Origin of the sequence: Faecalimicrobium dakarense, from assembly GCF_000499525.1 — a bacterium.
Lineage (GTDB): Bacteria > Bacillota > Clostridia > Peptostreptococcales > Peptostreptococcaceae > Faecalimicrobium > Faecalimicrobium dakarense.
The window spans coordinates 1-11,614 of record NZ_HG529271.1 but is presented as its reverse complement, the minus strand read 5'-3'; the positions used below and the strand labels follow the sequence as shown (position 1 = coordinate 11,614).

12 protein-coding genes and 1 pseudogene are annotated in these 11,614 nt (G+C 27.2%); 5 read left to right on the top strand and 8 right to left on the bottom strand.

Going from position 1 to position 11,614, the window contains the following annotated elements:
- The 4 genes from BN899_RS04910 to BN899_RS04895 form a co-directional block, all read right to left on the bottom strand.
- Nucleotides 1-472 (bottom strand): hypothetical protein (locus tag BN899_RS04910; protein WP_042273408.1); only part of this gene is annotated, 472 nt, incomplete at its 3' end.
- Nucleotides 473-480: 8 nt separating this feature from the next.
- Nucleotides 481-870, bottom strand: coding sequence for a hypothetical protein (locus BN899_RS04905; protein ID WP_052356626.1), 390 nt, complete (start codon nucleotides 868-870; stop codon nucleotides 481-483).
- The gene (locus BN899_RS04900) at nucleotides 845-1,660 is read right to left on the bottom strand and encodes a phage antirepressor KilAC domain-containing protein (RefSeq protein WP_042273407.1); all 816 of its coding nucleotides are present in this window, start codon (nucleotides 1,658-1,660) and stop codon (nucleotides 845-847) included. Before BN899_RS04900 ends, BN899_RS04905 begins: the two co-directional genes overlap by 26 nt.
- Before the next feature lie 18 nt (nucleotides 1,661-1,678).
- Nucleotides 1,679-1,876, bottom strand: coding sequence for a helix-turn-helix transcriptional regulator (locus tag BN899_RS04895; RefSeq protein WP_042273405.1), 198 nt, complete (start codon nucleotides 1,874-1,876; stop codon nucleotides 1,679-1,681).
- Between the two features lie 204 nt (nucleotides 1,877-2,080).
- Between BN899_RS04895 and BN899_RS04890 the strand changes: the two genes are divergently transcribed.
- On the top strand, nucleotides 2,081-2,485 hold the full coding sequence (locus tag BN899_RS04890; protein WP_052356624.1) for a helix-turn-helix domain-containing protein: 405 nt from the start codon (nucleotides 2,081-2,083) through the stop codon (nucleotides 2,483-2,485).
- Between the two features lie 68 nt (nucleotides 2,486-2,553).
- Complete coding sequence (locus BN899_RS04885; RefSeq protein ID WP_042273404.1) at nucleotides 2,554-3,429, top strand: DNA-3-methyladenine glycosylase family protein; 876 nt, start codon at nucleotides 2,554-2,556, stop codon at nucleotides 3,427-3,429.
- Between the two features lie 38 nt (nucleotides 3,430-3,467).
- On the opposite strand, the gene BN899_RS04880 is transcribed toward BN899_RS04885, so the two are convergent.
- Nucleotides 3,468-5,087 (bottom strand): amidohydrolase, encoded by a 1,620-nt coding sequence (locus BN899_RS04880; protein WP_042273403.1) that lies wholly within the window; start codon nucleotides 5,085-5,087, stop codon nucleotides 3,468-3,470.
- Complete coding sequence (locus BN899_RS04875) at nucleotides 5,080-6,534, bottom strand: alanine/glycine:cation symporter family protein (protein WP_042273402.1); 1,455 nt, start codon at nucleotides 6,532-6,534, stop codon at nucleotides 5,080-5,082. Before BN899_RS04875 ends, BN899_RS04880 begins: the two co-directional genes overlap by 8 nt.
- A gap of 385 nt (nucleotides 6,535-6,919) precedes the next feature.
- Between BN899_RS04875 and BN899_RS04870 the strand changes: the two genes are divergently transcribed.
- Complete coding sequence (locus BN899_RS04870) at nucleotides 6,920-7,654, top strand: YwaF family protein (RefSeq protein WP_042273401.1); 735 nt, start codon at nucleotides 6,920-6,922, stop codon at nucleotides 7,652-7,654.
- A 140-nt stretch (nucleotides 7,655-7,794) separates the two neighbouring features.
- On the opposite strand, the gene BN899_RS04865 is transcribed toward BN899_RS04870, so the two are convergent.
- Nucleotides 7,795-8,727: a helix-turn-helix transcriptional regulator gene (locus BN899_RS04865; protein ID WP_042273399.1), complete on the bottom strand. Its 933-nt coding sequence runs from the start codon at nucleotides 8,725-8,727 to the stop codon at nucleotides 7,795-7,797.
- A gap of 126 nt (nucleotides 8,728-8,853) precedes the next feature.
- On the opposite strand from BN899_RS04865, the gene BN899_RS04860 reads away from it, so the two are divergent.
- Complete coding sequence (locus BN899_RS04860; protein WP_042273397.1) at nucleotides 8,854-9,276, top strand: pyridoxamine 5'-phosphate oxidase family protein; 423 nt, start codon at nucleotides 8,854-8,856, stop codon at nucleotides 9,274-9,276.
- Between the two features lie 135 nt (nucleotides 9,277-9,411).
- Here the strand turns inward: BN899_RS04860 and leuB are convergent.
- Nucleotides 9,412-10,502, bottom strand: a pseudogene (leuB, locus tag BN899_RS19595) (3-isopropylmalate dehydrogenase).
- A 190-nt stretch (nucleotides 10,503-10,692) separates the two neighbouring features.
- Here leuB and BN899_RS04850 point away from each other — a divergent pair.
- On the top strand, nucleotides 10,693-11,613 hold the full coding sequence (locus tag BN899_RS04850; RefSeq protein ID WP_042273395.1) for a LysR family transcriptional regulator: 921 nt from the start codon (nucleotides 10,693-10,695) through the stop codon (nucleotides 11,611-11,613).
- Nucleotide 11,614: the final 1 nt, after the last annotated feature.

Sequence of the window (11,614 nt, the reverse complement as noted above, 5' to 3'; positions counted from 1 at the left end):
CTTCTTGTACACAATTTGGTAACGATTCGTATGACGTATCGTTATATACATTATTTATACAATTATCAAACAGTGTTTTTATTTCTTCTCTTTCTATATTCTCACTTATATAATGTATAAGTGATTTATCTTTTACGTATTTTAGTTCCTTTTTAATACAGTCTATTATAGGCTTACCTCCTCTATCTAGATTGTATTTTCCCCAGTGTTTTATTGCTAGTTCTCTAGTTTCCGTATTGTATTTTATTAATTTATACTTATTTTCAAATATATCCATAAGCGCATTTATACTTTCAGTTGAAAATCCAAGTTCAAATGCCATCTGCTTTTTTGTTATTTTATAAATTCCTATTTGTGTAGTATTTGGATTTGTTAGTGTATATAAAAATAATAGTTTACCTTCTGGAGTTAGCTCTTCTAATACCTTAGGGTCTCTCCAAAATTCTGTATGTACCTTTCTAAATATTGCCATGGCTCCCCCTATTTAATTTTAAAAACTCTATTACTACTTACCTTTATATAATTATTAACTATATCTGGATAATCTTCTTTAAGCTTTTTACTGTCTATACTGTTTTTAGTTACCTTTTTCCAAGTTATTTTTCTATCAAGACAAAATGCTTTTTCATATTCCTTCATTTCATTTTGAAGTTTATGTTCTATTACTTTTTTTCTTCCTTCAAGTTTATTTAAATTATTTATTATTTCATCGTACTCCAATAAATTAGAGTATAAATCTTCATTTAATAAAATGGTTTCATCAATACTTTCTTTATATGTTTCCTTTAAGAAGTTTCCACATTCTTTACTTCCAAATGGTAGGTTACACTCTTTATTTTTCTTATTAATTATATTTGTAAGTATTTTCATATTCAAAATCCCCCTTTATAAGCTCAATAAAATATTTTTGACCTTTTCCTGTTATATAAGTAGTTATTTTAATTTCGCTCCCATGGTTTGTATTTATTATAAATTGACGTGTTTTAAATAGACCTTGTTCTATGTATTTTTGTTTTGGATGATTTTCTATTCCTTGGCTCATAAGATATCCATTATTTCTAAACCAATTAAACAATCTGTTTCTTCCTATATTAATTCCAAGTGTATTTAAAAGCTTTGCAAAAGCTCCTATACTTATACAGTCTTCACAATCTCCTACTAGTTTTCCTATTTTTATATAAGGTTCGTAGTCTTTTATTGTTTTATCTAGTTCTTGTACCTTTTCTTTTTCATCTTTTAAATTTGATACTAATTTAATTAAAAAATTTGGATTATTTAAAATCTCATCTACTAATTTCTCTTCTATATATACTCCATGTTTTCTTATAGTTGGTAGTACTTCTTCTACAACCCAATCTTCAAACTTTTTAGCAGATGATAGTTTTGACTTTAAAATTAGTCTATAAAGGTTTCCTTCATCCATAAATTTTTTATTTACCCTTTGCTTAGCATTACTTCCATCTGATTTTTTACCAGTTACCACCTCTACCGAACGAATCGTTAGCCCCTCTTTTTCACAGTGGTTTTTTATTGCTTTATGAGGATTAGAGTATCCTAAAATCTTAGCTACTTTAGTTGATTCAAAGTATACTTTAGTATTTTCAACTATTACACTTATTTTTCCATATTCTTCATTTTCAAAAATCTTTAAATCATACATTAAAATCTCCCCTTATTTTTAATTATTTAAAAATATTCTTTCTAAACTTACCCCAAGAGCTTTAGATATTTTAATTGCCTCTTCTATTGAAAATGTACTCTTTTGATTTTCCTTTTTCGCATAAGTTGATCTTGACATGTTTATAAGAATAGCTAAATCTTTTTGTGTTAATCCTTTGCTTACCCTTATTCCCTTTAGTTTTCTTTTATAAGACATTTTTTCTCCCCTAACTTTTATTTGTAACCATTTTGGTAACTTATTTCTCAAGTTCATTTTATTACCATTTCGGTTACACGTCAATCGAATTTTATACTTTTTTATTGTAAAAAATTGTAAATTCTCATTTTAGGTTCTTTTAGTTTGCAATTTGGTACATCTTGGTATAAATATGTTATAATTTTAATTAAGGCAGGTGAAATAATGGAAATCTTTTCAAATAGATTAAAGTCCTTAAGAAAGGAAAAAGGATTAACACTTGAAGAAATGGCAAAAGATTTAGGTACCACTAAGGTTACACTTTCTAGATATGAAAATGGAGTTAGAGAGCCTAAAGTAGAAACATTAATTACTCTTGCTAATTATTTTAATGTTTCTACAGATTATTTATTTGCTAGAACTGATAATAAGACTTTTTTATCTACTAAAGATATGACTGATGTAAAAAAAGCAATAGATGAAGTTTTATCAAGTTTTGAATATAGTGATGACTTAATGTTTGATGGTGAGCCTATAAATAAAAATGAATTTTATAGTTTTTTACAATCATTAGAAGTTGTTTTTAATGTTGCTAAGAAAAAGCAAGTTGAGAAGCTTAAAAATAAATAATTTTTCAACTATTTGTATAAAATTATTACATTTAATATATATTAATAACCTAATTGGAGGTTTAATTTATGGATATTTATGAAAAAGATAATATGGTAGTCGTTGAAAATATTTGTGATTTTCATATTGATCAAATATTTGATAGTGGACAAGGCTTTAGATGGAAAAAACAAGATGATAATTCCTACACTTGTGTAGTAAAAGGAAAGATAATAAATGTTTCTCAAATAGGTAATGTGCTTTATCTAAGAAATACTAATATTGATGATTTTAAAAATTTATGGTATAAATACTTTTCTCTAGACGTTGACTATTCATCTATAAAAGATAAAATAAGTAAAATAGATGATAACCTTAAAGACGCCGTTGAATTTGGGCACGGGCTTAGAATATTAGACCATGATGAATGGGAGATGTTAATTACATTTATACTATCTACTAACAATTCAATTCAAATGGTTACAAAGGTTATTGATACTCTCTGTGAGAGATACGGAGATTATATAGGTGAATACGAAGGTGAAAAATACTACGCCTTCCCTACTCCACAAAAACTTGCAAGCTTATCACTTGATGAGCTTAGAGAATGTAAGACTGGATTTAGGGATAAGTATATAAAATCAGTTTCAGAAATTGTATCTACTAATCAACTAGACTTATATTCGCTTTCAAATCTTGACAGTGATGATTGTATTAATAATCTTAAAAGTTTAAGTGGTGTTGGTATGAAAGTTGCTGATTGTATAGCAATGTTTTCTATGAGAAAATGTGATATCTTCCCTGTTGATATCTGGATGAAAAGAGTTATGACTGAGTTTTATCTAGACACAGATATGAGTATTCCTAAAATAAGGAGCTTTGCAATAGAGAAGTTTGGTTATTTATCAAGTTATGTTCAGCAATATTTATTTTATTATGCAAGAGAAAAAAATATAGGTAAGTAACCTTACCTATATTTTTTTATATTTATTTTATTCTTCTCTTAATTTAACTTATAAACACAGTTTCCATTCATATAAGTACTAAGTACTTTTATATCTTTTAAATTGTTAATATTTTCTTCAAATGGATTTTTATCAAGTATTACAAAGTCTGCAAATTTACCAAATGATATAGATCCCTTAACATTTTCTTCAAAAGAAGTATACGCTCCCATTATAGTATAAGAGTCTATTGCTTCTTTAACACTAAGGGCTTGATTTTGTAAAAATGGACCTACTTTTCCATCTAAAGTTTTTCTTGTAACACTACACTGAATTCCATTAAGTACATTTGGTAGTTCAACTGGGCAATCTGAACCATTAGCCGTTATACCATTATTAATTAATGTTTTAAAATTATAAGTAGTTTTTGCTCTATCTACTCCTACTCTTTTTTGTACTATATTAATATCATAATCTAAAAATATAGATTGAATATACGAACACATACTAAGTTCTTTAATTTTATCAAGTATTTCTTTAGTTGTAATTTGACAATGAACAATTCCATGGCGATGATTATTTCTTGGATATTTTCTAAGCGCTTTTTCTATTGAATTTATAACCATTATCATAATCTTATCTCCAATACCATGAATTGCAACTTGCATATTATTTTTATGCGCGTATTCTATCATATCATCAAATTGCTCCCCAGCATAAATAGCTATACCACAAGTGCTTTCATCATCACTATAGCTTTCACTTAAGTAAGCTGTTCTTGCGCCTAGTGAGCCATCTCCTAATAATTTTAATGGTCCTATTTTAAAATTATCACTTCCAACTCCAGTACTATATCCTTTTTCAATAAAGTCTTTTAATTCTTCTTTATCAACAAGCTGTGATTGTTCATAAATTCTAACACTTAGATTATTTTCTTTTTCAAGTTCTTTATATGCATCAATAACATCTTGGTAGTCCGTTTTTGAAAATACTGTGAAGTCGTCTGTTTGTGCTGAAGTAATTCCATATGAATTTAAGCTTTTACAAGCATCATAAATCATATTTTTTAATTGTTTTTTAGAAGGCTTATTAATATTATCATAAATTAAACCTAGAGCATTTTCTCTAAAAATACCTAGAGGCTCACCATTTTCATCTAAATCAAATGCTCCACCTTCTACTTGCTTAGATAAAGAGTTTATACCTGCAATTTCTAGTGCTTTTGAATTAACTACACATACATGACCACAAGCACGAATTAAACATATTGGATACTCTGTTGATATTTCATCTAAATCATATCTAGTTGGAAAGTTATTAGTATCTGTAAAATAATCATTATTCCATCCTCTACCTCTAACCCACTCATTTTCATTTAATGAATTTTCATCAATAAACTTATTAACACCTTTTTTAAGTTCTTTAAGAGATGTAGTGAATTCAAAAAGATTAATCATTTGTAATGAATATCCATATCCTAACACATGCATATGGGAATCATTAAAACCTGCTGTTACAAATTTATTTTCTAAATCAATAATTTTACTATCTTCATCTTTAAAAGATAAAGCTTTTTCATTACTTCCAACATAAATAAACTTTCCATCTTTTTCAACGAATGCTTCTTTTATTCCATCAATAACTGTATAAACTACCCCATTAATATATATATTATTCATTTATAACTCCTTTTTTATCTTCATAGAATATTGCAACTGATTCATCAACTTCTCCTACTCCAAGATATCTAGCTTTATAGTCTTTAAGTAATACAAAGTATTGTTTAGAAAGTGCTAATACTACAGCTACATTTATAAATGTAGGAATACCACTTGTTATATCAACAAAGGTCCATATACTTATTTCTCCTACATAAAGAATATACATTGTCATTAAAAAACCTGGTAATGGATAGAAATACTTAAATATTTTTAATACAAAATTTTTAAGCTTAATATTTTTAGAACATAAATGTCTTAAAACAACTTCATAATAAACATACCAACCTGAAGATGTTGTAAGTCCAAATACTAGCATAGTTATTGTTAAGAAATACGTCCCGAAAGTTCCAAGTCCTACCGTAAATGCATTTAATGTTAATGTTGCACTTTCAGCACCACTTGACCATTCACCAGTTATTATTACAACTAATGAAGTTACTGTACAAACTACAAATGTATCTACAAAAACTTCTAATGAACCCCATAACCCTTGCTCAACTGGATGTCTTGTTTTACTTGATGCATGAACCATAGGACTTGTTCCCCAACCAGCTTCATTAGAGTAAACACTTCTAGCCATTCCTGTTGAGATAACCTTTGATATAGTTGCTCCAACAAATCCACCTACTGCAGCACTACCATTAAAGGCTCCTTCAAATATCAGTTTAAAACTTTCTGGTATATTTTGATAATTAAGAGCTATAATAACGATTCCTAAAATTAAATAACTAACACTCATAATTGGAATAAGCTTTGTAAATAATTTACCTAAATACTTCATACCTTTCCAAATCATTAGATATGTACAAACTACTATTATTAAACTTGCTGCAACTTGATTAATCTTAAAAGTTGAGGCTACAACTTCTGATACTGTATAGTTACTTGCTGTAATAAAGAATGTAGAAAATATTCCAAATCCAAATACTGTGGCAAGTACTTTCCAAAGCTTAAAGTTTCTCTCTTCACCAAGACCTCTTTCCATATAGTAAGTAGGACCTCCATATGGATCTCCCTTTTCGTCTTTTCTTCTATAATAAACTGCAAGGGTTACTTCCACTTGCTTTAATATCATTCCTAAAAATGCTGTAATCCACATCCAAACAGTAGCACCTGGTCCTCCCATTGCAATAGCTGTTGCAACACCCGCAATATTACCAAATCCAACTGACCCACCTATAGCAGTTGCAATGGCTTCAAATGGACTAAGTACACCATCTTCAAGCTCATCTTCTTCCTTATCTTTTGAAAAAATCTTTCCTAGGGTTTGCTTCATTATGTACTTAAAATATCTTATTTGAAAAAACTTTGATCCAACCGTAAAGTATACCCCTGTTACTAACATTAAAATTATTAATGGCGGTCCCCAGATGAAATCATTTAAAGCATTAATAAAATTAGTCATATTATCTCTCCCCCTTATATTTAAATATGTAGTAAGCCTATAAATTTGTACACAAAAAAGAACAATATAAAAAATCTATTGTTCTAAATTCCTTATAGATGTAATGGCTTTGGCATATATAATATTAATATTATATAATTTTTAATTGATACGCAACATATTTTTAGATTTTTCTAATTTTTCAGATAATTTTTATTATATAATTTATCTACTCTATCAAATTAATATCTACATCATCTTCAATTATAAGTATGTTGTTTTATTACATTATTGTAACATGATAAAGATAACTTATTATGATATAATACGACTATGTTCGACTGAAGTTAAAATTCATATTGAATATTAAATATTTTAATAATTAGAATTATAGAAAGGAGATTATATGGAAAATATCTCAAATTTTTTCACAACTGTCAAAGGTGATAATCATTTTGTAACTTTTGGCCCAACGCACTTATTTATATTATCTATTGCCTTAGTTATTACTGTTTTTATTTGTATAAGAAAAACTGAAAGCAGAAAGTTTGAGTTGTTTACAGGAAGCATTTTAATTCTTCAACAACTCTTTTTATATTCTTGGTATTTCATAGGAAAATACAACACATTCAAAGAGGGGTTACCTTTATATCATTGTCGTATAGCTATTATTTTTATGGGAATAGGAATGATTCTTAGTAAAGATATCCTTATGAAAATAGGGTCTTATTGGGGTATATTTGGTTCAATAGGAGCTTTATTATTTCCAGGACTTGATCCTTTTACGTTCCCTCATATAACTCAGTTTTCATACTTTATAGGCCATTTATTTTTATTATGTGGAGCTGTTTACTTATTATCTGTAAAGAAAATAGGTATGTCAAAATCGGATTTAAAAAATGTTTTAATTTTTACAAATATTTATCATGTATTAATGTTTGTTACAAATAATGCACTTGGTTCTAATTATGGATATATGAGCTCACCTCCTATTCATATAGGAACTGGATTAAACCATATAGTATATGCTTTATTAGTTATGACAATCTTTAATATTATATTATTTATAGAATATATTTTAATTAATAAAACTGAATACGGACAAATCGATAGTGAATATAGCGTTTTACAAGAGGCTTAGAAAAATAAAATATAAAAAAGAAAAGTTTTATAATACAAAAAATCCAACAAGTTACTTGTTGGATTTTCTATTCTCAATATATCAGATACCCATCATCTTTTAATACTCGTAAAAACTCCTTATAGTTAGAATGTGTAAATTTATTTTTTATAAATATCTAGCATCTTATTAATCTTACAGATAAGATTTTCTCTAACATTCATTGGAGATAGGCACTCGCATTTATCACCATAACTTAATAGCAATCTATATCCTAACTCACTTTCTACAAAAGGAAAATCCACTATTAATTTATTATTATCTGACTCTCTTATATTTTCTAATCCGCATCTCTCTATCATAGTCTCCTTTAGAGACTTATCTACTAAGAGTTTAATATTTATAATTTTATCATCTATCCAACCTGATCCATCCATTTTTTTAGACACAAACTCTCTTTTAGAAAACACCTTCTCTGAAATTTTAACTTCTGATACTCTTACTAGCTTAAATGTACGAAAATCATTTCTATCTAAACAGTATGCTTGCAAGTACCAATAGCCTTCTTTTAATACTAATTGATATGGCTCAACTTCTCTTAAACTCTCTTTTGCGTATCTATCACAATACTTAAAAGACATTAGTGTGTTATTTTCTATTGCTTTTTTAATCTCTTTTATATCTGGTTGTATAATATTATTTCTACGCCATAGTGTATTATCTATTTTTACTTCATTTGATTTGGATTCAATTTGCTCCATATGTTCCTTTGGAATTAATGATTTTACTCTCTCAAAAGTGTTTACAAATTCTTTATCTAATAAGCTAGATTCTATATTATTCATTCCAATCAAAATATTTACCATATCTGATTTTGTAAATATTTTTTTATCTAACTTATATCCTTCCATAATACCTATTCCACCATTAGTACCAGGATATGTGATAATAGGTATCCCCGATAAATTCAACGTTTCTATATCTCTATATATTGTTCTTATGCTTACATCAAACATTTTTGCAAGCTCATTTGCACTAATTTTTTTTCGCTCAAGTAATATGGTAATTATAGAGATTAGCCTTTCTATTTTCATATATATTCACCTTTCAAATATTAAATTTATATTAATGCTGACATACTGTTGTCACTATTATATGTTAATATTTGTCTAAGTAAAAGAATATAATCAAAATACGCTTAATAACAAAAGGAGACCAACATGGATTTATTAAAAGAATTTAATCAAATTATAAAAGAAACTAAGGATATTGCAATAGCAACTTCTGTAGATAATATACCAAATGTCAGGGTTGTAAACTATTATTATGATGAAGAAAGTAAAGGAAAAGTTTACTTTTCTTCATTCAAAAATAACACTAAAACTGTGGAATTTAGCAAAAATAATAAGGTGTCATTTACTACAATTCCAACCACAGGCACTCAACATGTAAGAGTTTTTGGCGCTACAGTTACTAAAAGTGATTTAACAGTATATGATTTAAAAGATAAACTTGTAGAAAAATACTCTAGCTATGAAGTATTAATAGCTAATTTTGGAGATTCACTTGATCTTTATGAGATACACTTTGACCGTGCTAGTGTTACTGTAGATCCTACGTTATCTGGTCAGATAACATTATAACTTTTTAAAATAAACCCTAGTAATTTATAGCAAAAATTATGGCTTAGAACACATATAATGTATTCTAAGCCTATTTGTTATTCATAAGATATAAATGTATCTTTCTATCGAGTCAATCAATAATACATACTATATCTATTTACTTAATTTATATAAACAATTTACTATTAAGTCACCCATTTGCTCAGTTCCAACTACTTCTTTACCATCTATATATAAGTCTTGTGTTACATATCCACTTTCTATTACTTTATCAACTGCTTTTTCTATTAAACTTGCTTCTTTTTCTAAGTTGAATGAGTATCTTAGCATAAGGGCTAATGACATTATCATTCCTATAGGATTAGCTTCATCCTTACCTATAATGCTTTCGTCTGGATAATGTAGTTGATTAGGTGTAAATATACCTTTTCCACTAGAGTCTATTTCTGCAGAACCTAACATTGCTGAAGCTCCAGTTATTTGGCTAAGCTCATCTGCTAGTATATCTCCAAACATATTTGAAGTTACTATTACATCAAATTTAGAAGGATTTATTATAACTTCCATAGCTGCACTATCTACTAAGTGATGTGTTACTTTAACACTTGAGTATTCTTTTGACTTTTCATTTATAACTTCTTTCCAAAGTTTTGAACTTGCTAATACATTTGATTTATCAATGCTTGCAACTTTATTTTTCTTTTAATTGCAGACTTAAATGCTCTATTAGCTGACTTTTTTATAATATCTTCATTATAGTACTCTAAATCACTAGCTTCTCTTCCATAATCTCCTATTCCATAGTTTTTATCTGCACATAGCATTCCTCCAGCTATATCTCTAACTACTAATATATCCATACCATTTTTTATAATATCTTGTTTTAGAGGAGATAGTTCTAATAAATTTTTATTTAAAAATATTGGTCTTAAATTAGTACTAACTTTAAGTGCTTCTCTTAACTTTAATATTGCTTTAACTGGCTTTTTATCAAGTTCAATATTATCCCACTTACTTCCACCTAAATTCCCAATTATAATGGCATCACTTTTAATACAAGCCTTAAGTGATTTTTCTGGTAAGGGCTCTCCATATTTATCTACTGCTTCTCCTGCACCGACTACATCTTCAATTTTAAATTTGTATCCATATATATCTGAAATAGAATTTAATACCTTTAAAGCTTGCTTTGTTATCTCAGGTCCAATTCCATCACCTTTTATTAATGCTATTTTATATTCCATAAGTTATCTCCAATCATTATTTTACTTACCTTTATTTCATTATTTATTTTATATAAGTAACTATATATAGTAAAATACATATTTACCTATACACCTTATATGAAAATACCTATAGGTAATATATATTGTTATACCATATATATTTTGGTAAAATTATATAAAACACTTATTTAATAAAGAGGAGGCTTAAATGAACTTAAAAAAACTTAATTACATTATTACAATTGCAGAGCTACAAAGTTTTTCAAAAGCAGCCTCTAAATTATATATATCGCAACCATCATTAAGTCAAATAGTATTAAATCTTGAAAATGATTTAGGAATTCAAATTTTTAATAGAACTACAACACCTATATCACTTACTTATGCAGGAGAAAAGTATATAAAAACTGCAAAAGAAATTATTAGATTATCTAATAATCTTCAAAAGGAATTTAGTGATATTTCAAATATGAAAAAAGGTAAAATTACCATTGGTATAACTCCTTTAAGAGGTGCTTTTATATTGCCTTTAATTTTACCTAAATTTATGGAAAAGTACCCTGGAATTGAAATTAAAATAGTTGAAGGTGATGATAATTTAGAAAATTATCTTATTGAAGGTAAAGTTGATTTAGTATTTACATCTCTTCCAACTACTGATAAAAGAATTAATCAAGAATTATTATATAAAGAAAGAATAATGCTCTCTTGTAAAAAAGGTTATTTAGATGATTCTTATCTTTTAGATGGAAATAGCAATGTTATTGATATAAATAAGCTAAATGATATTAATCTTATATTAACTAAAAAAGGACATAGGATAAGAAACTTTATGGATAATATGTTTAATTCTCATGAGTTTAATCCTAAAATTTTATTGGAAACAGATAATACTAGTACTGCTTTTAGGCTTGCTACATCTGGACTTGGTGCATGCTTTGTTTCTGATATGGTTATAAATACTACTAAACCAATCGATGAGTATGATTTATTTTATATTGATGACTCTAACTCTAAGTGGTCAGTTGCTATTTTATATCTAAAGAATTCTTATTTAAACATTGCAGAAAAGTATTTAATAGATTTATCTAAAGCTGTTCTTAATGATAAAATGCGTAATGATTTTTAAT

Excerpts from the sequence above, each read along its gene's own strand:
- BN899_RS04880 (WP_042273403.1), bottom strand. The coding sequence starts at position 5,087 with ATGAATAATATATATATTAATGGGGTAGTTTATACAGTTATTGATGGA.
- BN899_RS04890 (WP_052356624.1), top strand. The coding sequence starts at position 2,081 with ATGGAAATCTTTTCAAATAGATTAAAGTCCTTAAGAAAGGAAAAAGGA.
- BN899_RS04860 (WP_042273397.1), top strand. The coding sequence starts at position 8,854 with ATGGATTTATTAAAAGAATTTAATCAAATTATAAAAGAAACTAAGGAT.
- BN899_RS04875 (WP_042273402.1), bottom strand. The coding sequence starts at position 6,534 with ATGACTAATTTTATTAATGCTTTAAATGATTTCATCTGGGGACCGCCA.
- BN899_RS04895 (WP_042273405.1), bottom strand. The coding sequence starts at position 1,876 with ATGTCTTATAAAAGAAAACTAAAGGGAATAAGGGTAAGCAAAGGATTA.
- BN899_RS04885 (WP_042273404.1), top strand. The coding sequence starts at position 2,554 with ATGGATATTTATGAAAAAGATAATATGGTAGTCGTTGAAAATATTTGT.
- BN899_RS04850 (WP_042273395.1), top strand. The coding sequence starts at position 10,693 with ATGAACTTAAAAAAACTTAATTACATTATTACAATTGCAGAGCTACAA.
- BN899_RS04870 (WP_042273401.1), top strand. The coding sequence starts at position 6,920 with ATGGAAAATATCTCAAATTTTTTCACAACTGTCAAAGGTGATAATCAT.
- BN899_RS04905 (WP_052356626.1), bottom strand. The coding sequence starts at position 870 with ATGAAAATACTTACAAATATAATTAATAAGAAAAATAAAGAGTGTAAC.
- BN899_RS04865 (WP_042273399.1), bottom strand. The coding sequence starts at position 8,727 with ATGAAAATAGAAAGGCTAATCTCTATAATTACCATATTACTTGAGCGA.
- BN899_RS04900 (WP_042273407.1), bottom strand. The coding sequence starts at position 1,660 with ATGTATGATTTAAAGATTTTTGAAAATGAAGAATATGGAAAAATAAGT.